Raw genomic sequence first — 21,056 nt, forward strand, 5'->3', positions numbered from 1 at the left:
GTTCACCGACGCCGAGCTCGGCCGCCACCTCCTTGCTTTGCAGGCCGCTTTGCAGGCCATCGGCGCAACGCAAGACGATACGGCAGCGCTCCGACAGTGAGCGCGCTACCCGATGGCGCCGAACCTGCCGCTCCAAATAGCTACGCTCATCTGCCGTCAAAATCAGTGGTTCAACAGCCCGACCACGCGCCATCCCGTTCGCTCCCGTCGTTCAGACAGGATCAGTCTACAATGTAACTTACTTCAGTTCCAGGTGACTAGTTCCGGCATCCATGTTTCCGCAAGAGCTTCAAGCGTTGCTTACGCGGAGCAATGGACCCCGGAACGAGTCCGGGGTGACGAGTTGGCCTAACCTGATCGATACAGGGTCACACAGGCCCCGTCTCAAGCTCGCGCGCCACTCCCAATCCGCGCGACGTCATGCGCCAGGATCGTGAGGTCATGCGTCTTGCCCGCCTGGTCGCGGACATGGTCCTTGAGCAACGCCTCGGCGCGGAAGCCAAGGCTTTCGAACAGCATCACGGAACCGATCTGGTCGGGCGTCATCTGCGCGATCAGCTTCTCGATGCCGCGTTCAATAGCCACCGCGTAGATCCCCTCGAGCAGATCGCGTCCAAGCCCCGCGCCGCGCTTGTCGGGCGAGACGAGCAGGCGGATCTCGCCGACGTGCGCGCTCCAGCTCAATGGATCCCGTACCAGCGCCGCTGTGCCGACGAATTTGCCGCCATCCTCGGCGATCAGGCTGTCGATCCAGCCCTCCTCGATCGCAGAGAGCCAGGCTTCGATGACGCGCGGATGCCGCAGGTCGCGGCCGAGGAAGAGCAAATCATGTTCGGGCAGCCCCGCGGCGAAGGCGAGCATCGCGTCGCGGTCGCTCGGCGCGAAGCGGCGTATATGGTGGCCCATCTCAATCCTCCCCAAGCCCGCGGCCAGTTACGGCCATAACCGCCTGATCGCATTGCCTTCGGCGACAAGGCTGGCATGGCCGCCGCCCAATGTCACCCCCGCCGCTATCAGCATGGCGCGGTCGCGCTCGCCGGCCTGGGTCCAGAGGCTGTCACATCAAGCGTCGCATCGCCGCCGAGCACGCGGTAAAGCGTGACCCGGTTGCTCGCCGCGACAAGCTGGGTCGCGATCAGCGATCGTTGCGCCGAATAGAGCGAACGCTGCGCATCCAGGCTTTGCAGGAAGGTGTCGATCCCGCCGCGATAGCGTGCCTCGGACAGGCGGTAATTGGTCGTGGCGGCCGCTGTCAGCGCCCGCTGGGCATTGGTCTGCGCCTCGATCGTCCCGCGTCGTGCGAGCGCATCCGAGACCTCGCGGAACGCCGTCTGGATCGCCTTCTCGTAATTGGCGAGCGCCACGTCGCGCTGCGCCTCGGATTGCTGCACGCCCGCGCGGCCGGCGCCGGCGCGGAAGATCGGATAGTTCACACTTGGCGCTACCGAATAGTTGAACGCTCCGCCGGTGAACAGATTGCTCAGGCCACTGCTGGCAAGCCCGGCCAGCGCAGTGAGCGTGATGCGCGGGAACAAAGCGGCCCGCGCCGCGCCGATCTCGGCATTGCTCGCGCGGAGCTCATATTCCGCCTGAACGACATCGGGTCGGCGCAGCAATATGCCCGAATCGAGCCCGGCCGGGAGCTCGGCGATGCTCGGCGCCACCTCGTCGATCGAAGCGGGCAGCAGGGCCGGATCGATCGGCGCTCCCACCAGCAACTGCAGCGCATTGACGTCCTGCGCGACCGCCGTCGTCTGCTCGGCCAGGTCGGACTGCGCGGTGGTGAGCACGATCTGCGCTTGGGCGAGGTCAGTGCCGGGCGCGATGCCGCCCTTCAGGCGTGCGGAGGTGAGCCTGACGCTGGTTTCGGCACTTGCGGCGGTATCCTGCGCGATCTTCAACAGGCTCTTGTCGGACGCATAAGTCAGCCAGGCCGTACCGATGTCGCCGACCAGGGTCAGCCGCGTCGCCCGTGACGCCGCCTCAGTCTCAAAATAGCGGTTCTGCGCGGCGGTGCTGAGCGAACGGACGCGGCCGAACAAGTCGATCTCGAACGCATTAATCCCGATATCGGCGCTGAAGCTGCCGCTCCCCCGGTTGGTGCTTGTCCCGGAGCCGTTCCCGCCGCCTGGATCGGAGAAGCGGTAGCCGCCGCTTGCGTCGACCTCGGGCAGCAATTCAGCGCGCTGGATATGATATTGCGCGCGCGCCGAAGCGATATTCGCCGCCGCCACGCGCAGGTCGCGATTGTTGGCCAGCGCCTGCTCGATCAGCGACTGGAGGCGCGGATCGCGGAAGATATCGCGATAGGTGACGCTCGGCAGCGCCGCCTCGCTCTGCTTCAGATAGGCGTCACCGACCGGCCAGGACGGCGGCACCGGAAGCTCCGGGCGGACATAATGCGGGTCCATCGAGCAGGCGCCGAGCGAAGTCGCAACGAGGAACAGGGCAAGGCGGCGCATCAGGCTGTCCCCTCTGGCACTGGGGGCGGGGCGGGATGTTCGTGATGGATGTGCTTCATGATGTCCCGCGTGCTGCGGCGGACAAGGACGAAAAACAGCGGGATGTAGAAGATCGCGAGGATCGTCGCGGTCAGCATCCCGCCGATCACCGCGGTACCGATCGCGACCCGGCTGTTCGCGCCGGCGCCGGTCGAGATGGCTAGCGGCAACACACCGAAGATGAAGGCGAGGCTGGTCATCAGAATCGGTCGCAGACGGATGCGGGCCGCTTCCAGCGCCGCCTCAATCACGCGTTTGCCCTCTTTCTCGGCCTGTTCGGCGAATTCGATCATCAGGATCGCATTCTTGGCGGCCAGGCCCATCGTCGTCAGTAGGCCGATCTGCAGATAGACGTCGTTCTGCAAACCACGCAGCGTCACCGCGAACACGGCGCCGACCAGCCCGAGCGGAATGATCATCAACACTGCGATCGGGATCGTCCAGCTCTCATAGAGCGCGGCGAGGCACAGGAACACGACAAGCAGCGACAGCGCGTAGAGATAGGGCGCCTGCCCCGAGGAGAGCCGCTCCTGGAATGAGATGCCGCTCCATGCGACGCTCACGCCCGGAATCTGCGCGGCATAGGCCTCCATCTTGTTCATCGCCTCGCCCGAGCTCCTGCCCGGTGCGGCGGCGCCCTGGATTTCATAGGACGCGATACCCTGAAAGCGGCTGAGCGATGAGGGCGCAGTCGCCCAGGATGTGGTCGCGAAGGACGAGAAAGGGGTCATCGCGCCGGTCGATCCTCGAACATACCATTGCGATATGTCCTCAGGCTTGGAGCGATAGGGCGCGTCGCCTTGGACATAGACGCGCTTGACCCGGCCGCGATCATTGAAGTCGTTGACGTAGCGGCCACCCCAGGCGGTCGACAACGTTGAATTCACATCGGCCTGGGCGAGCCCGAGCGTGCTCAGCTTTTGCGCATCGACATCGACCTTCAACGTCGGCTGGTCCTCGAGATCGGTCGGACGGATCGCGGCAAGGTCGGGGTCGGCGCGTCCCATGGCCATCAGCTTGTCGCGGGCGGCCTTGAACTCGGCGCGCGGCAGGCCGCCGGTATTCTGGAGCTCGAGCGTGAAGCCGGTCGACTGGCCCAGGCCGCGCACCGCTGGCGGCGGGGTCGCGTAGAATTCGACATCGCGCAAGCCCCCCAGCGCTTTGGTAGCGCGGGTGGAAATTGCGTCAGCCCCGTTCTGCTTTCCCTTGCGATCCTTCCAGTCCTTCAGTGCGACGAAGCCGCGACCGGTATTCTGCCCGCCGCCGCCGCCGCCCGCGACCGTCATGAGCGCATCGGTATTGGCCTTTTCGTTTTCGAGGAAATATTTCTCGATCTGGCTTTGCGCGATCTGGGTGCGACTGAGCGTCGCGCCCGGCGCGAGGTTCCACTGAATCTGCGTCCTGCCCTGGTCCTCGGTCGGCAGGAAGCCGGTCGGCAACCGCACGAACAGGATCACCAGGATCGCGACGACACAGGCATAGATGGCGAGGAAGATCCATTTGCGATCCACCACCTTCGAGACGCCGCGCTGATATTTATCGACCATGTTGGCGAAATTGGTGTTGAACCAGATTTTCGCGCGCTCGCTCCAGTGGCTGAGCGTGCGTGCCCAGGCGAAGCGGCTTTCGGTCTCCTCGTCCTTGCGCTTGAGCAGGGTCGAGGTCAGCGCCGGCGTCAGCACCAGCGCGACGAGGACCGACAGCATCATCGCCGACACGATCGTCACCGAGAATTGCCGATAGATCACGCCGGTCGATCCGCCGAAGAACGCCATGGGCAGGAACACAGCCGACAGCACGAGCGCGATCGCGATCAGCGCGACGGTGATCTCGTTCATCGACTGGATCGTCGCATCGCGAGGGCTCATGCCCGGATTCTCGTCCAGCAACCGCTCGACATTCTCGACCACGACGATGGCGTCGTCGACCAGCAGGCCAATGGCGAGCACGAGCCCGAACAGGGTCAGCGTGTTGATCGTGAAGCCGGCGATCGCGAAAATGCCGAAGGTGCCGAGCAGCACGACCGGCACCGCGATCGTCGGGATCAGGGTCGCGCGCCAGCTCTGCAGGAATACGAACATCACGATCACGACGAGGATGATTGCCTCGACGAGGGTGATCACCACCTCCTCGACCGACAGCTTGATGAACTCGGTCGAATCCTGCGGAAAATTATAAGTGAAGCCGGCCGGGAAGTCCTTCGACTGGGCTTCAACCGCCTGTTTGACCAGCTCTGCGGTGGTCAGCGCATCGGCGCCGGGGGACAGGCTGATCGCGATGCCGGCGCCGGGATGGCCGTTGATGCGGCTGGCGATGTTGTAATTCTCGGCGCCGAGTTCGACGCGAGCAACGTCGGACAGGTGCACGGCCGAGCCATCGGGCTGGGTCTTGACCACGATATTTGCAAATTGCGCGGGCGTGGACAGGCGCGACTGCGCTGTCACGGTCGCGTCGAGCATCTGGTCTGGCCCGCTCGGCACACCGCCGAGTTCGCCGGCGGCAACCTCGGCGTTCTGCGCGGTGATCGCGGTGATGATGTCGTTGGGGATCAGCCCGAAGCTCGCCAGCCGGTTCGGATTGAGCCAGATCCGCATCGCATATTGGGCGCCGAACACCTGGGTGTCGCCGACGCCCTGGATGCGGCCGATCTTCTCCTGGAAGTTCGAGACCATATAGTCCGACACGTCCTGATTGGTGCGGGTGTCGGTCGTGTCGTAGATCGCGGCGATCAGGAGGAAATCGGGGTTGGATTTGGTGACGGTCAAACCCTGTTGCTGAACCTGGGCGGGCAGGCGCGAGATCGCCTGCTGCACCTTGTTCTGCACCTGCACCTGGGCAATGTCCGGATCGGTGCCCTTGCTGAAGGTCGCGTTGATCGAAACCTGGCCGCGCGACGAGGAATTGGTGGTGAAATAGAGCAGCCCGTCAATGCCGGTCAGCTGCTGCTCGATCACCTGGGCGACGCTGTTTTCCAGCGTCTCTGCCGAGGCGCCGGGATAGCTTGCGCGGACATTGACCTGGGGCGGCGCCACGTCCGGAAACTGCTCGATCGGCAGCGAGAAGATCGCGCCGAGCCCGCCCAGCATGATGATGATTGCGACGACCCAGGCGAAGATCGGCCGGTCAATGAAGATGCGGGAAATCACGCGCCGATCAACCTTGCGACCGGTCGGTCTTTTTGCCGCCGCTGCCTCGACTCTTGCCATCCGGCGCGCCGATCTTTTCGGGCGTCGAGGCGGGGACCGGAACGACCGGCTGGTTGGGCTTCACCTTGCCCACCCCCTGGACGATGATCTTGTCGCCGGGGTTGATGCCGTTCGTCACCACCCAGTTGGTGCCGACCACGCGGGTCGCCGTCACGGTATGTTGCACCGCCTTGTTGCCCGGGCCGACGACGAAGATCGTCGCATTGCCCTTGGGATCGCGCGCGACCGCCTGTTGCGGCACCAGATAGGCGCTGTTGTCGATCGACTGGGCGAAACTTGCGCGGACGAACATCCCCGGCAGCAACAGCCCTTGCGGATTCGGAAAGCGGGCGCGCAGAGTCACTGTGCCGGTGGCCGGATCAACCACCACTTCGGCGAACTCGACCGAGCCGGCATAGCCATAATCGCTGCCGTCTTCGAGCTTCAGATGGACATCGGCCCTGGTCGCGACGAGCCCGCCGCTCTGGAGCTGGCGGCGCAGTGCGAGCAGATCAGCGCTTGATTGCTGGATATCGACATAGATGGGGTCGAGCCGCTGAATCGTCGCAAGTGGGTCGGTCTGGCTCGCGGTGACGAGAGCGCCCTCAGTGAAGAGCGAGCGCCCGATCCGGCCGGTGATCGGCGCCGGAACCGTGGTGAAGCGCAGGTTGATCCGGGCGGTTTCAAGCGCGGCGCGGTTCTGCGCGACCGCGGCCGCTGCCTGGCGTGCCTGTGCCGCGGCGTCGGTATAGTCCTGCTTCGCTACGGCCTCGATGTCGGCGAGCGGCTTGTACCGCTCCGCCTTGATCCGGGTCGCCTCGGCATTGGCCGCAGCGCTGGCGAGATTGGCCTGGGCCTGATTGGTCGCGGCGCGGTACAGGCTCGGGTCGATCTCGTAGAGCGGCTGGCCTGCGCGAACGAGCGAACCCTCGGTGAAGTAGCGCCGGCGGATGATGCCCGACACTTGCGGACGAACCTCGGAGCTTTGAAAGGCGGTGGTGCGACCGGAGAGCTCGGTCGTGATCGGCACGCTGGTCGGCTGCAGGATGACATAGCCGACCTGCGGGGGTCCGGAGGCGCCCCGCCTTCCGCCGCCGCTCTTTTGCGACGAACCGCCCCCGCAGCCCGCGAGCAACGCCAGCGCGCCAAGCAACGCGATCGATCCGGGGATCGCCGTCAGGGAGCGCGCAGGCCTGGTCACATTCACCGTCATTCGAACTCCCATCGCCCCGGGGCGCAACGACGCTCTCGCGATGGAATTCGCGCGCAACCGGGATCTCTAACCGTATCGATCAGCCTTGGTTCCTGATCCGCCGATGGCGGTCAGGCCCTCTCCCAGTGCACACCGCGTCTCCTACATTCTATCGCAGTTTTGCGATAGTGAGGCTGTCCGCCTTCGCTCGGTCCTTGGTGGATTCCTCGCTTCGCTTGAGCGCCTTCGCTATCGCCTTGAGCGCCATGCCCTTTTTGGCGAGCGTATGGAGCTTCTGGATCTCGTCGCTGGTCCAGGGCTGCCGATGCCGCTCGAATCTGTCCTCGCTCATGCCCGTCCCGCTTTCCGCTTGAGGCTCACCAGCGCCTGGTCGAGCGCTGATAGGAAACGCGACCGGTCGGTCTTGGCGAAAGGCGCCGGGCCGCCGATCGCGTCCCCGCCTGCGCGCAGATCGGCCATGATCGCGCGCGTCGCGATCGCAGCGCCGATCGAGCTGGTGGTGAAGGGCTTGCCCGTCGGCGAGATCACCGTCGCGCCCGCCTTGAGGCAGCGGTCGGCCAGCAGGATATCGGCGGTGACGACCACCGCGCCGGGATCGGCACGCTCGGCGATCCAGTCGTCAGCGGCATCGAAGCCGTCGCTCACCACCATCCGCTCGACGAGCGGATGAATGGGGATACGCATGATGCTGTTGCTCACGATCGTCACGGGCACCTCGTGGCGAAAGGCCACCTTGTAGATTTCGTCCTTTACGGGGCAAGCATCGGCATCGACAAGGATTCGGATTGTCGCAAAATGTGTCAGTCCCGTGACTCCGGTTCCGGGTTGGCGTCGAGGCCCCCGATCGCGAGGATCTCGATCGCGTCGGCCTTGCCGTTGAAGTCGAGCGTTTCGCCCACGCCCGCACCGATCATCGCCGCCGCAAGGGGAGCGGTGAAGGGGATTCGGTTAGCCGCCGGCTCGGCCTCGTCGCTGCCGACGAGGTCGATCGTCCGCACCGCACCGTTCAGCCGGAAGGTAATGCGAGTGCCGAACGCAACCTCTTCGCCAGTGGGGATCGGTGCGACGATCGCGGTTGCCCGGCGCGTGTTCCAGTAGCGCATCTCGCGCTTCAGCACCGCGCGTGCGGCCTCATCGGCCTCGGCCGCGACTGCCGCCTCGAGCGCCTCTGCCTTGGCCTCGATCAGCGCAAGGCCGCGGGCCGTCACCAGATTGGGTCCCGGCGGCAGCGGCAGCTCGAATTTCGGCTCCAGATGTTCTTCATCGCTCTCACGACGAAAGGCGACGCTCATGGGGTTTCTCCTCGCGGTCCCCGATGGCGCCATCAGCGGCGTCCGTCCAGTCGCGCACGCCTTCAACCACCCAAGCGCTGCCTCGATCCGCGCCACGCGCTGGTCGGCGACCGGTCTTCCCGGTTCGACTTCCACCCTCAGGCGGCGGCCACCTCGCCGCCGATCGCCTTGCGTGACGCGACTGCCTCGAACCGCTCATGATAACGCGGATGCTCGGTGCCCATCATCCGGTCCCACCACGTGAAATAGAGCCCGAAATTATGCCGGCCTTCGCTGTGGTGCAGGTCATGGTGGGTGGTCGTGGTCATCCAGCCGGTCAGCGGCGAGCGGGTGAAGCCTGACCATGCCAGCTCATGCCCCGAATGGCCGATCGCGTTGCGGGCGATCTGGTGGCCCAGGAAGATGAAGATGGCGAGCGGGTAGACGGCACCGAACAGCGACAGGCCGAGCAGGACGATCGGCACATACAGCGCCTCGAACACGGATTCGATCGGCGCGAAGGCATAGGCGGCCCAGGAGGTCGGCGTGCGCGACAGATGATGCGCTGAATGAGCGCGGCGGAACATCATGCGCGAATGCAGGCCGCGGTGCATCCAATAGAAATAGGCATCGTGCAGGATGACCAGCGCGACGAGCTGGACCGCGACGATGCCCGGATCGAAGCCATGGGCGATCTTCACCACCCCGCCGGCGATCATCGCAAAGGCCAGCAGGTCGACCACCCCGAAGATCGCGATCGTCTGCACTGAGAGCCGGAGCTCGCGCCGGCGATCGGCCAAGGTCGCCTCGCGCTGCTGGATGCGGCGCGGTGCGGTCCAGCGGCGCAGCAGCCAATAGACGATAGCGACGCCCGCAGCCCCGAACAGATAGCGAACCATCTCGGTCGAGAAGCTGTGCAGCCAGTGGTTGCCAAGGGTTTGCAGGGTTGCGATCACGTGCAGGCTCCGTTCGATGAGGATCGACCGCCGCTCTATCCCGCACCGTCAGGCAGTGCTGCGCGCACCCGGAAAAATAGCATCGATTTCGAAATCGATCGGCATTTTTCAGTTTCGGACGATATTCTCCCGGCGATACTCGCTCGGCGATTGGCCGACCGTTTCGCGAAATGCCCGGTTGAAAGGCGCAAGCGAGCCGTACCCGAGATCCATCGCGATCGTCAGGATCGGCAGGTCGACATGCGCCGGATCGACCAGCAGCTGTTTGGCCTCGCCGATGCGGTGATGGTTGAGAAAGGCGGAGAAATTGCGATAGCCCAGCCGCTGGTTGATCAGGCTGCGCAGCCGGTGCTCAGGCGTGTCGAGCAGGTCGGCGAGGCTGCCGATGCTCAGGCCCGGCTCGCGATAGACCGCCTCGGCGATTGCAGCCTCGAGCTTACGGTTTAGGACATGCTCGGAGGGGCTGAAGCTCGGCGCCGGTGCCGGCCCGGGCTCACCGGGGTCGAACAGCAGGTCGGGATCGCTCTGAAGCAGCGCGACGCCCATCGCGGTGGTTGCGATCAGGATCGCCAGCGACTGAGCGATCGCGATGTCCGATCCGGCACGGCGAAAGCCGAACAGCATTTCGAGCGCGATCACGATGAAGGCGAGCGATCCCACTACAATCACGAAGCCGACCCGCAGCCGTCGCCTTTTCTCGATCAGATCGTCGCCGCGCTCCCGGATTGCGATCAGCATCGCATGGCCGATCATCAGCAGCGACGCGCTGCGCTGAACAAGTGCGATCCAGGCCCCGAAATGCAGCCCCAGCACGCGAACGAGGTAAAAACAGACCCAGCAGCCCAGGGTCACCGCGATTCCCGCAGCCAGCGCACGCCGGTCGATCGGGCGCTCGAACAACAGATGCGCGAACACCCACAGCATGAGCGGCACCGATTGCGCGGCAAGCTGCATCACCGCCCAGAACGGCCCGCGAATCTGCCCGAACAACGGCGTCGCGATCGTGAGGTAGGAGGATACGCCGAGCAGCAGCATCGTCGTCGCCAGCCTGATCTGACGCGGCGCACGGCCACGGCCGATCACCAAGGCTATCAGCACCAGCTGGCCGATCGCCAGCATCCGCAGCACTGCATCGAGAAGGTCGGGCCGTGTCATTCTGGCGCGGTTATGGCTTGGCGGCCGGACTCAGTCCATCGCCGGCCGGAGTAGGAATCATTAACCAAGCGAGATAGACCGGCACCATGCGTGCAGCCCGACTCGTCCAGCGATGAGCCTGTTCCGGTTCCTCGTCGTGATCGCAGCCCTGGCGGGTGCCGCGGCGCCGATGTCTGCGGCTATGGACGTGCTGCCGCGCAGCGCACCCGTGGTGCCGGATACCCGCAAGACGATCGCGCTGAGCTTCGATGACGTACCGCGCGCGCCGGGCGCTTTCTATACCAAGGAGGAGCGCACCAGCCGCCTGATCGCCGGCCTGCATGCGGCGGGCGTCAGTCAGGTCGCCTTCTTCCTCAACCCCGGCCGTATCGCCCATGGTGACGGCGCCGCCGAGCGGATCGCGGCCTATAGCTCGGCCGGGCATGTGCTGGCTGATCACAGCTTCTCGCATCATGACCTTTCGTCCATGCCCGCCGATTCCTTCCTCGCCGATATCGATAAGGCCGAGGCTTGGCTGAAGGGCCGCCCGGGCTACCGTCCCTGGTTCCGCTTTCCGGGGCTCAATCAGGGCGGCAGGGATCAGGCCAAGCGCCGCACGGTGCTGGCCGGGCTGGCGACGCGCGGCCTCCTCGTCGCGCCGGTGACGATCGATGGCTCCGACTGGTATCTCGAACGCCTCGCGCTCGATGCGCGAAAGGCCGGCAAGCCGATCGATGACGCGGCTTTGCGTGATCTCTATGTCGAGACGATGGTCCGTTCCTCCGATTTCTCCGAGGCTCTGATGCGCCGCACGATCGGCCGCTCACCCGCCCATGTCATCCTGCTCCATGAGACTGACCTTGCGGCGCGCTATATCGGCCCGCTGGTCGAGGCACTAAGAAAGGACGGCTGGCGGATCGTTTCGGCCGATCAGGCCTTTGCCGATCCGATCTACCACGAGACGCTCGACGTCCCAGCCTCCAACGGCACCTTGCCTGAGGCGCTGGCATGGCAGAAAGGGGTTCCCGGCCCGCTCTGGTATGAGCGCAATGATGTGAAAATCGCTGGTGCGCTGTTCGCGGAGCGGGTGATGCACCAGCCGGCACTTGCGATAAAAAGCGCGGCCGCCGTGCTGCGCGCGCGGCATCGCAGATGCACCGTACAGCGTTGGCGCTGGCGTCGCAACTGTCCGGAATTGGCGTTTACAGCGCGCAGGATATGGCGTTCAGGAACCTCGTTATGACCAACCAGTTCGACCTCACTGACGATCAGCGCGAGATCCAGGATCTTGCGCGTAAATTCACGGCTGACCGCATCACGCCCTTCGCGGCTGAATGGGATGAGAAGCACATCTTCCCCCGCGACACGATCAAGGAAGCGGCAGAACTAGGCTTCGCGTCCATCTATGTCTCTGAGGAGAGCGGCGGCATCGCGCTCGGCCGCCTCGAATCCGCGCTGATCATGGAGCAGATGGCCTATGGCTGTCCCTCGACCAGCGCCTTCATCTCGATCCACAATATGGCATCCTGGATGATCGATCGCTTCGGCAGCCAGGCGGTGAAGGACAAATATCTCCCCGGCCTTGTCGGGATGGATCAGATCGCCAGCTATTGCCTCACTGAGCCCGGCTCCGGTTCCGATGCGGCGGCGCTCAAGACCAAGGCGGTGAAGGACGGCGACGATTATATCGTCACCGGCTCCAAGCAGTTCATCTCGGGTGCGGGCGAGAACGAAGTCTATGTCACCATGGTCCGCACCGGTGAGGATGGCCCCAAGGGCATTTCCTGCATGGTGATTGAAAAGGACATGCCCGGCGTCAGCTTCGGCGCGAACGAGCGCAAGCTCGGCTGGCATTCGCAGCCGACCCGCCAGGTGATGTTCGACGGCGTCCGCGTGCCGAAGGAAAATCTGGTCGGTGCCGAGGGCGAGGGCTTCCGTATCGCGATGATGGGGCTCGACGGCGGCCGTCTCAATATCGGCGCCTGCTCGCTCGGCGGGGCGCAGCGCTGCCTCGACGAGGCGGTGAAATATACCAAGGAGCGCAAGCAGTTCGGCACCGCGATCGCCGATTTCCAGAACACCCAGTTTACCCTCGCCGATATGGCGACGGATCTCGAGGCGGCCCGCGCTTTGCTCTACATGGCGGCGGCGAAGGTGACGGCGAACGCGCCCGACAAGACCAAGTTCGCGGCCATGGCCAAGCGCCTCGCCACCGACACCGGCTCCTCGATCGCCGACCGCGCGTTGCAGCTCCATGGCGGTTACGGGTACCTGATGGATTATCCGATCGAACGCTTCTGGCGCGACCTGCGAGTGCATTCGATCCTCGAAGGCACCAACCAGGTGATGCGGATGATCGTCGGCCGGGATTTGACGCGGCAATGAGCGAAGTCCTCACCCAGGTCGAAGGCAAGATCGCCCGCATCCGGCTGAACCGGCCAAAGGCGATCCACGCCCTCACCACCGCGATGTGCGCGACCATCCTCGAAGCGCTCGAAGCATGGCGCACCGACCCGCAGATTGAAGCCGTGCTGATCGACCATGCCGAAGGCCGCGGTTTTTGCGCGGGCGGCGACATCCGCATGCTGGCCGAGAGCGGCGCGAAGGACGGCGCCGAGGCGCGGGCATTTTTCCACACCGAATACCGGATGAACCATCGGCTGTTCACCTATGCCAAGCCGATTGTCGCCTTCATGGACGGCATCACCATGGGCGGCGGCGTTGGTCTCTCGCAGCCGGCAAAATACCGTGTCGCGACCGAGAATACCCGCCTCGCCATGCCCGAAACCGGGATCGGACTGTTCCCCGATGTCGGCGGCGGCTGGTATCTGTCGCGGCTGCCCGGCCGCACCGGGCAGTTCCTCGCGCTGACCGGCCATCGGCTGGATGGCGCCGAATGCCTCGCCCTTGGCCTCGCCACCCATTACCTCGCCAGCGACACGCTCGATGACGCAAAGGCCCAAATCGCTGCAGAACCGCAGAGGATCGAGGCGATCCTCGATGCGCTGTCCACACCCGCCCCGGACGCGCGCATCCTCGCTCACCGCGGCGCGATCGACCGCTTGTTCGCCTCGGACACGCTCGAAGATATCTTCGCCGCGCTCGAAGCCGATCCCGGCGAATGGGCCGCACAGCAGCTCGCCCTGCTCCGCACCAAATCGCCCCAGACGATGAAGGTCTCGCTCCGTCTCCTCCACGAGGGCGCGACCATGCCGACCTTCGAGGACGAGATGCGCCAGGAATATGCGGTCGGCGCGCATGTCGTGCAGCGCCATGATTTCCTCGAAGGCGTCCGCGCGGTCATCGTCGACAAGGACAATGCGCCCGCCTGGAATCCGGCGACGCCCGAGGGCGTGACCGACCATATCATCGACCAGATCTTCGCGCCCCTGCCCGATGGCGAGGCGTGGACGCCCGCATAAGGACTCCCAATGGCAGATTACGAAACCATCCTGGTCGAGCAGCGCGGCGCGGTCACGCTGATCATGCTCAACCGGCCCCAGGCGCTGAACGCGCTCAACAGCCAGATCCTGGCCGATCTGCTCGCCGCGGTCGCCGCGTTCGACGCCGACCCGTCACAAGGCTGCGCCGTACTCACCGGCAGCGAAAAGGCCTTTGCCGCCGGTGCCGACATCAAGGAGATGCAGGCGCAGGGCTTTGCCGACATGTACGGCCATGATTTCTTCGCCGGCTGGGACCGCTTCGCCGCGACGCGCAAGCCGATCATCGCCGCGGTCGCGGGCTTCGCGCTCGGCGGCGGTTGCGAGGTCGCGATGATGTGCGACTTCATCCTCGCGGCGGATACGGCGAAGTTCGGCCAGCCCGAGATCAAGCTCGCGGTCACGCCCGGCATGGGCGGCTCGCAGCGGCTCACGCGCGCGGTCGGCAAGGCCAAGGCGATGGAGATGTGCCTGACCGGCCGGATGATGAACGCCGAGGAAGCTGAACGCAGCGGCCTTGTCAGCCGCATCATCCCCGCCGCCGATCTGATCGAGGAAGCGGTGAAGACTGCCGCCACGATCGCATCGATGGCACCGCTCGCCGTGCTGGCGAACAAGGAGATGGTCAACGCCGCCTTCGAAACTGGTCTCGCCATGGGCGTGCAGTTCGAACGCCGGCTGTTCCACGGCATGTTCGGYACTGAAGACCAGAAGGAAGGCATGGCCGCCTTTGTCGAGAAGCGGCCGGGAAAGTGGACGGGGAAATAACATGGCACGCGTCGGATTTATCGGTCTCGGCAATATGGGCGGCGGCATGGCCGCGAACCTCGCGAAGAAGGGGCATGATGTCCGCGCCTTCGATCTCTCCGCCGAGGCGCTCGATCGCGCGAAGGAGGCCGGCTGCCTCCCCGTCGCCAGCGCGGACGAAGCCGCTGAGGGCGCCGAAGCGATCATCACGATGCTGCCGGCCGGCAAGCATGTCGAACAGGTCTATACCGAAAGCCTGTTCGGTGCCGCGCCGACGTCGGCGATCCTGATCGACTGTTCGACGATCGACGTCGCCACCGCCAAGCGGGTTGCCGAAGCGGCGCTCGCCAAGGGCATTGTGGCGGTCGACGCGCCGGTCTCCGGCGGCATCGGCGCCGCCAATGCCGGCACGCTCACCTTCATGGTCGGCGGCAGCGCGGAGGGCTTCGGCAGGGCCGAGCCGTTCCTTGCCGTCATGGGCAAGGCAGTGATCTATGCCGGTGCTAGCGGCACCGGCCAGACCGCGAAGATCGCCAACAACATGCTGCTCGGCGCGACCATGGTCGCGACCTGCGAGGCGTTCCTGCTGGCGAAGAAACTCGGGCTCGATCCGCAGAAATTCTACGACATCGCGTCGGTTTCGTCAGGCCAGAGCTGGTCGATGACGAGCTACGCCCCACTCCCCGGCGTCGGGCCGGAAACGCCAGCCGATCATGATTATCAGGGCGGCTTTGCGACACTGCTGATGCTCAAGGACCTGCGCCTCGCGATGGAGGCGGCAGCCCAGGTCAATGCCGATACGCCGATGGGCGCGAAGGCCGCCGAGCTCTACGAGAAGTTCGCCGCGCAAGGGCAGGGCGGGCTCGATTTCTCCGCGATCATCCTGCCTTTGGCGCGCAAGTGACGGGCGTCGTCATTCTCGCCGGCGCCCGCACCGCGATCGGCGCTTTCGGCGGCAGCCTCAAGGATGTGCCTCCCGCACGCCTGGGCGAGATCGTCATTCGCGCCGCGATCGACCGCGCCGGCATTGCACCAGCTCAGGTCGAGCATGTCGTGATGGGCCAGGTCATCCAGACCATTCCGCAGGACGCCTATCTGGCGCGCGTCGCTGCATTGCAGTCTGGAATCCCGGTATCGACGCCGGCGCTGACACTCAATCGCCTGTGCGGATCGGCAGTTCAGGCGATCATTTCGGCGGCCCAGATGATCCGGCTCGGTGAGTGCGACTATGCGGTCGCCGGCGGCGCAGAGAGCATGAGCCGGGCACMGCATTATGTCTCGAGCGCGCGCTTTGGCCAGAAGATGGGCGACATCGCGATGCTCGATGCGCTCACCACCACGTTGAGCGATCCGATTGACGGCTATCATATGGGCATCACCGCCGAGAATATCGCCGACAGGCACGGTATCACGCGCGAGGAGCAGGATGCTGCGGCTGCCGAAAGCCATCGCCGTGCCGCACGCGCGATCGCAGAGGGGCGATTCAAGGACCAGATCGTCTCGGTCGAGATCAAGGTGCGCGGCGGTACCGCCGCCTTCGATACCGACGAGCATGTCCGCGCCGATGTGTCCGCCGCGGACATGGCAAAACTGCGCGCCGCCTTCCGCAAGGATGGTACCGTCACGGCGGGCAATGCCTCGGGCGTCAACGATGGCGCGGCGGCACTCGTGCTCGCCTCGGAAACGGCAGCGGCCTCCTCGGGTCTCAAGGCGCTGGCGCGCATCCTCGCCTGGGGACATGCGGGTGTCGAACCGGCATTGATGGGCCTTGGACCGATCGAGGCAGTTCCGATCGCACTCGAGCGTGCCGGCCTTACGCTCGACCAGATCGATGTGATCGAGTCCAACGAGGCATTTGCGGCCCAGGCATGCGCGGTCGCGAAGAGTCTCGATTTCGATCCCGAGCGGACCAACATCAACGGCAGCGGCATCTCGCTCGGCCATCCTGTCGGAGCCACGGGCGCTATTCTGACGGTCAAGCTGCTGGCGGAACTGGAGCGCAGTGGCGGGCGCTACGGGCTCGTCACGATGTGCATCGGCGGCGGGCAGGGGATCGCGCTCGTCATTGAGCGAATTTTTGAGTCTGAAGTGGAAGGACACGCATGAGAGTGATGGTGCCGATCAAGCGGGTGCTTGATTACAATGTGAAGCCCCGCGTGAAGGCGGACGGCACGGGCGTGGATCTTGCCAACGTCAAGATGAGCATGAACCCGTTCGACGAGATCGCGGTCGAGGAAGCCATTCGCCTGAAGGAAAAGGGCGTGGTCACCGAGATCGTCGCTGTCTCGATCGGCGAGCAGAAAGCCCAGGAAACCCTCCGCACCGCACTCGCCATGGGAGCCGACCGCGCTATCCTGGTTGTTTCGGAGGAGAAGGTCGAGCCGCTCGGCGTCGCCAAGCTGCTCGCGAAGATCGCCGACGAGGAAAAGCCCGATCTGATCATCCTCGGCAAGCAGGCGATCGACGACGACAACAACCAGACTGGCCAGATGCTCGCCGGCCTGCTCGGCTGGGGCCAGGGCACCTTCGCGAGCGCCGTGGTCGTCGCCGACGGTGTCGCCAAGGTGACGCGCGAAGTCGATGGCGGCTCCGAGACCGAGGATCTGAAACTCCCGGCGATCGTCACAACCGATCTCCGCCTGAACGAGCCGCGCTATGCCTCGCTGCCGAACATCATGAAGGCGAAATCGAAGCCGATGGCGCAGAAGACGCCCGCCGATTACGGCGTCGATGTCGCACCGCGCCACACCACCCTCAAGGTTGTCGAGCCCGCCAAGCGCACTGCTGGCGTCAAGGTCGCCGATGTCGATGCGCTGGTCGAGAAACTCAAGGCGATGGGAGTCGCGAAATGAAGACGCTCGTCTGGGTCGAACATGACGGCAAGGCCGTCAAGGACGCAACGCTCGCAGTGGTCACCGCTGCGTCGAAGCTCGGCGAGGTCCATCTCCTCGTCGCTGGCCAGGGCGTCGACAGCGTTGCCGCCGAGGCAGCGCAGATCGCCGGCGTCGGCAAGGTCCATGTCGCTGATGATACTGCCTATGCGCATGCGCTGGCCGAGAATGTCGCGCCGCTGGTCGTCGAGCTGATGGGCCATCACGATGCGGTGCTGTTCCCGGCAACCTCGAACGGCAAGAACATCGCGCCGCGTGTCGCCGCATTGCTCAACGTGATGCAGATCAGCGATATCCTCTCGGTGGAGAGCGCCGACACCTTCACGCGCCCGATCTATGCCGGCAACGCGATCGCGACCGTCCAGACCAAGGACGCCAAGCTGGTCATCACCGTGCGCGGTACCGCCTTCGAAAAGGCGGCGACGAGCGGCGGCTCCGGCACCATCGAGAAGGTCGCTGCGACCGGCGACAAAGGCCTCTCGACCTTTGCCGGCTCGGAGATCGCCAAGTCCGAACGCCCTGAGCTCACCTCGGCCAAGATCATCGTCTCGGGCGGCCGTGCGCTCCAGAACAGCGAGAACTTCCACTCGATCATCGAGCCGCTCGCCGACAAGTTCGGCGCTGGTGTCGGCGCGAGCCGCGCCGCTGTGGACGCTGGCTATGTCCCGAACGATTATCAGGTCGGCCAGACCGGCAAGATCGTCGCCCCCGAAGTCTATATCGCGGTCGGCATCTCCGGCGCGATCCAGCATCTCGCTGGCATGAAGGATTCCAAGACGATCATCGCGATCAACAAGGACGAGGACGCCCCGATCTTCCAGGTGGCTGACATCGGCCTGGTCGGCGACCTGTTCAAGATCGTGCCGGAGCTCACCGAAAAGCTCTAGGGACAGCTTCTGATATCCGCCCGATCATTAACGCCGGGTCGCGAGCGGGAAGGCATCGCCGCGGAACGCTGCTCGAAAAGCCGCCGCCCGATGGAGGATTGGGACGCCTTTTGCCATAGTGTCTGACAGAGCGCAGTCTTTGTCCTGGGCTGCTTATTGCTCAGGGAAGCGCCTGGCGCTCGACGATCAGCCGGTCGAGAATGGCATCCGTGTTGGCGACAATCCGCGCGTTGAAAATCGCAAGCGTCCGAGGTTCGATCCGGTCGCAACGCAGAAGCTTCAGGCACGAAGCGCGCGATGCGCGGATGACGATAACCTGCCCAAACAGCGTGATCGCGGCGATCTGCGCCGTATGCGCGTCACGCCGGTCGGTCGCGATGCGGACCAGTTCGACGAGACGTTCCGTCATCTGTCCCATCAAACCGCCATAAATGCGGTCGAACGCCTCCGTCGGGCTAGTTTGCTCACGCGCGATGAACAACGACCAATCTGAATTCTCGTCGCCAGCCATCTTGGTCGCGAATGCCCCGAGGATGTCGTGAATAAGGGCGCGCGCCTCCGCAGGAGTGGTCGGTATCTGGCCAAGGTTCAGCGCGCCGGCCATATACTGGCCCATCTGCGCGGCGATGTGGTCCGCCGCTGCAAGGTACAGCCCTTTCTTGCCGCCATAATGGTAGGTGATCGAGGACATGGCGGTTTCAGCGGCGGCGGCGATCTCGCGCGTGCTCGCCCCATTCAAGCCCTTTCGGCCGAATTCGCGAATCGCGATGTCGAGAAGGCGTTGCTGGAGCACGAGCGGCGAATAATTTGTCGCGCCGCGCGGCACAAGACACGGCACAAAGGCACTGGCGACGTTCCGATAATCACTATCAAGCGGCCGAATAGCGTCGAGAAAAGCACGTGAGCGATTACCGTGTTGGCTTCGAGTGTTCTTTCATTCAACCAAATAAATCGAGACCTTTAACCGTGAAATCTCGGCCAGAATTCCTCGGTCCGCAACAGTGTGAACTTCGAGGTTGGAATGGGAGGGCGATTGGAGAGTGGGGATGATGGAAAAGGCGACCGGGAGGAGCCCATTTACGAAGGCAAGATAAAGCTCAGGATAGGCTTCGTCCATCGGCGGTGTCGATGATTGACGTCGCGATGGCGAGCCGGATCTAAATAGCGGCCAGCGACAAACCGCCGGACCGCGATTGACGTGCCGACGAGGCTTGCCCTTATAACTCAGACAAAATAACGGGCCATCTGATTGCGGCAGCGGCGACAAAGGCCAGCGGCGCCGGCTTTGGAGGACTGGATGAAAGTGATGGGACGTGTGCGGCGAGTCATGACCGCAGCCGCTCTAGTCGGAGTCTGCGCGCCTGCTCTTGCGAGCGAACCCATCATACAGACCCGCTTCACGGCGGATCCGGCACCGATGGTCTACGATGGGACTGTCTTCCTCTACACGAGCCACGACGAGGACGACGCCACAGGTTTCAAGATGGTCGACTGGCGGCTCTACGCGTCAACGGACATGGTGAACTGGACCGACCATGGCGCGGTCGCGTCACTCAAGACATTCCCCTGGGCGGTGCAATCCAACGATGCGTGGGCGCCCCAGGTGATCGCGCGGGGCGGCAAATTCTATCTCTATGCGCCGATCAGCGTGGCCGGCAGCCCCAATAACGTCATCGCGGTGGCGGTGGCCGATCGCCCCGAAGGCCCGTTCAAGGATGCGCTGGGCCACCCGCTGGTCGGCCCCGCCGAGGGCTTTTTCGACCCGACCGTGGCGATCGACGATGATGGCCAAGCCTATCTGTACTGGGGCAATCCGAACCTCTGGTACGTCAAACTCAACAAGGACATGATTTCCTATCCGGGCGAGCCGACGAAGATCGAACCGCGGATCAGCGATTATCAGGAGGGCCCCTGGTTCTATAAGCGCCAGGGCAAACATTACATGGCCTTCGCCTCGACCTGCTGCTCCGAAGGGATCGGCTACGCGATGAGCGACCGCGCGACCGGGCCGTGGACCTATAAGGGCCAGATCATGGATCATAATCCGTCGTCGACCGGGAACCATCCGGGCATCATCGACTACAAGGGCGGATCCTATGTGTTCGGGTTCAACTACGAGCTGAATTTCGCGATTACGCCGATCCATCACGAACGGCGATCGGTCACCGTCGCGAAGTTCGACTATAATCCGGACGGGACGATACCCAACCTCGGCTGGTGGGACCGGACGAAGGCGCCGCAGATCGGGACACTGAACCCCTACAGGCCAGTGGAGGCGGAGACGATCGCGTGGACCTCGCGGATCAAGCGCGACCGCGATCGACCATTTTACTGGGCTCCAGGCGTGACTACCGACAAGAGTGAAAAGGTCGGCATATATGTCACGCGGATCACGGATCTGAGCTACATCAAGATTGCTGGCGTCGCCTTCGGCACGCCCGGCGCTGCGAGCTTCAGCGCGACCGTGGCCAGCATTGCAGGGTCGAGCCAGATCGAGCTGCACCTGGACAAGGCGGACGGCCCGCTCATCGGCACGCTGCCGGTCCCTCCTACCGGGGGGGACGACGATTGGCGGACGATAGCGGCTCCGGTATCCGGTGCGACCGGAACGCATGATCTGTTTCTCGTTTTTCACGGAAGAGGAGAGCAGCCTTTGTTCAATTTTGACAAATGGACGTTCGCAAGGTGACACGAAGCTGACCGCTGGTGTTTTCCACGTCCTGAGCGCATTCTCGCCTTCGCTCTCCGTCCAGCTCGCCACGATAGCGCGGGAGGTTAAAGCACGGCTTCGAGGGCAAGAAGCGCCGCGTTTGAGGCGGCTTCAGCACGTC

General features: G+C 64.4%; 19 protein-coding genes and 1 pseudogene. 9 read left to right on the forward strand and 11 right to left on the reverse strand.

The window, feature by feature from the left end; genetic code table 11:
- From AC1DVS_RS25780 to AC1DVS_RS25825, 10 genes and pseudogenes are all read right to left on the reverse strand, one after another.
- Nucleotides 1-193, reverse strand: a pseudogene (locus AC1DVS_RS25780) (IS630 family transposase); the annotation flags it as partial.
- Nucleotides 194-384: 191 nt separating this feature from the next.
- Nucleotides 385-906, reverse strand: coding sequence for an N-acetyltransferase family protein (locus tag AC1DVS_RS25785; protein WP_478027364.1), 522 nt, complete (start codon nt 904-906; stop codon nt 385-387).
- 107 nt (nt 907-1,013) lie between these two features.
- Nucleotides 1,014-2,462, reverse strand: coding sequence for an efflux transporter outer membrane subunit (locus tag AC1DVS_RS25790; protein ID WP_478027365.1), 1,449 nt, complete (start codon nt 2,460-2,462; stop codon nt 1,014-1,016).
- Complete coding sequence (locus AC1DVS_RS25795) at nt 2,462-5,647, reverse strand: efflux RND transporter permease subunit (protein WP_478027366.1); 3,186 nt, start codon at nt 5,645-5,647, stop codon at nt 2,462-2,464. The genes AC1DVS_RS25790 and AC1DVS_RS25795 overlap by 1 nt, the downstream gene beginning before the upstream one ends.
- A gap of 7 nt (nt 5,648-5,654) precedes the next feature.
- On the reverse strand, nt 5,655-6,899 hold the full coding sequence (locus AC1DVS_RS25800) for an efflux RND transporter periplasmic adaptor subunit (protein ID WP_478027367.1): 1,245 nt from the start codon (nt 6,897-6,899) through the stop codon (nt 5,655-5,657).
- Nucleotides 6,900-7,047: 148 nt separating this feature from the next.
- Nucleotides 7,048-7,230: a hypothetical protein gene (locus tag AC1DVS_RS25805; protein ID WP_478027368.1), complete on the reverse strand. Its 183-nt coding sequence runs from the start codon at nt 7,228-7,230 to the stop codon at nt 7,048-7,050.
- Nucleotides 7,227-7,685 carry a YaiI/YqxD family protein gene (locus AC1DVS_RS25810; RefSeq protein ID WP_478027392.1) on the reverse strand — a complete coding sequence of 153 codons (459 nt, stop codon included), beginning with the start codon at nt 7,683-7,685 and terminating at the stop codon, nt 7,227-7,229. The genes AC1DVS_RS25805 and AC1DVS_RS25810 overlap by 4 nt, the downstream gene beginning before the upstream one ends.
- 14 nt (nt 7,686-7,699) lie before the next feature.
- A complete protein-coding gene (locus tag AC1DVS_RS25815; protein ID WP_478027369.1) occupies nt 7,700-8,191 on the reverse strand; it encodes a GreA/GreB family elongation factor in 492 nt (163 codons plus the stop codon).
- A 137-nt stretch (nt 8,192-8,328) separates the two neighbouring features.
- Nucleotides 8,329-9,126 (reverse strand): sterol desaturase family protein, encoded by a 798-nt coding sequence (locus AC1DVS_RS25820; RefSeq protein ID WP_478027370.1) that lies wholly within the window; start codon nt 9,124-9,126, stop codon nt 8,329-8,331.
- Nucleotides 9,127-9,234: 108 nt separating this feature from the next.
- Nucleotides 9,235-10,281 (reverse strand): AraC family transcriptional regulator, encoded by a 1,047-nt coding sequence (locus tag AC1DVS_RS25825; protein ID WP_478027371.1) that lies wholly within the window; start codon nt 10,279-10,281, stop codon nt 9,235-9,237.
- A 112-nt stretch (nt 10,282-10,393) separates the two neighbouring features.
- On the opposite strand from AC1DVS_RS25825, the gene AC1DVS_RS25830 reads away from it, so the two are divergent.
- Genes AC1DVS_RS25830 through AC1DVS_RS25865 form a run of 8 tightly spaced genes read left to right on the forward strand, consistent with a single transcriptional unit; the run spans nt 10,394 to nt 18,225 of the window.
- Nucleotides 10,394-11,503: a polysaccharide deacetylase family protein gene (locus tag AC1DVS_RS25830; protein ID WP_478027372.1), complete on the forward strand. Its 1,110-nt coding sequence runs from the start codon at nt 10,394-10,396 to the stop codon at nt 11,501-11,503.
- Entirely contained in the window at nt 11,500-12,645 is a 1,146-nt protein-coding gene (locus AC1DVS_RS25835; protein ID WP_478027373.1) for an acyl-CoA dehydrogenase family protein, read from the forward strand. Before AC1DVS_RS25830 ends, AC1DVS_RS25835 begins: the two co-directional genes overlap by 4 nt.
- A complete protein-coding gene (locus AC1DVS_RS25840) occupies nt 12,642-13,682 on the forward strand; it encodes an enoyl-CoA hydratase/isomerase family protein (protein ID WP_478027374.1) in 1,041 nt (346 codons plus the stop codon). The genes AC1DVS_RS25835 and AC1DVS_RS25840 overlap by 4 nt, the downstream gene beginning before the upstream one ends.
- A gap of 9 nt (nt 13,683-13,691) precedes the next feature.
- Nucleotides 13,692-14,468 (forward strand): enoyl-CoA hydratase, encoded by a 777-nt coding sequence (locus AC1DVS_RS25845; RefSeq protein WP_478027375.1) that lies wholly within the window; start codon nt 13,692-13,694, stop codon nt 14,466-14,468.
- A complete protein-coding gene (gene mmsB, locus AC1DVS_RS25850; protein ID WP_478027376.1) occupies nt 14,431-15,351 on the forward strand; it encodes a 3-hydroxyisobutyrate dehydrogenase in 921 nt (306 codons plus the stop codon). Before AC1DVS_RS25845 ends, mmsB begins: the two co-directional genes overlap by 38 nt.
- Complete coding sequence (gene bktB, locus AC1DVS_RS25855) at nt 15,348-16,553, forward strand: beta-ketothiolase BktB (RefSeq protein ID WP_478027377.1); 1,206 nt, start codon at nt 15,348-15,350, stop codon at nt 16,551-16,553. Before mmsB ends, bktB begins: the two co-directional genes overlap by 4 nt.
- A complete protein-coding gene (locus AC1DVS_RS25860) occupies nt 16,550-17,299 on the forward strand; it encodes an electron transfer flavoprotein subunit beta/FixA family protein (RefSeq protein ID WP_478027378.1) in 750 nt (249 codons plus the stop codon). Before bktB ends, AC1DVS_RS25860 begins: the two co-directional genes overlap by 4 nt.
- Nucleotides 17,296-18,225, forward strand: coding sequence for an electron transfer flavoprotein subunit alpha/FixB family protein (locus AC1DVS_RS25865; protein ID WP_478027379.1), 930 nt, complete (start codon nt 17,296-17,298; stop codon nt 18,223-18,225). Before AC1DVS_RS25860 ends, AC1DVS_RS25865 begins: the two co-directional genes overlap by 4 nt.
- A gap of 160 nt (nt 18,226-18,385) precedes the next feature.
- Here AC1DVS_RS25865 and AC1DVS_RS25870 read toward each other — a convergent pair whose 3' ends face one another.
- On the reverse strand, nt 18,386-19,063 hold the full coding sequence (locus AC1DVS_RS25870; RefSeq protein WP_478027380.1) for a CerR family C-terminal domain-containing protein: 678 nt from the start codon (nt 19,061-19,063) through the stop codon (nt 18,386-18,388).
- A gap of 489 nt (nt 19,064-19,552) precedes the next feature.
- Between AC1DVS_RS25870 and AC1DVS_RS25875 the strand changes: the two genes are divergently transcribed.
- Nucleotides 19,553-20,914, forward strand: a complete 1,362-nt coding sequence (locus AC1DVS_RS25875) for a glycoside hydrolase family 43 protein (RefSeq protein ID WP_478027381.1) — start codon at nt 19,553-19,555, stop codon at nt 20,912-20,914.
- The last annotated feature ends 142 nt before the right edge of the window (nt 20,915-21,056 follow it).

The organism is Sphingomonas sp. P3_C5 (genome assembly GCF_056402635.1).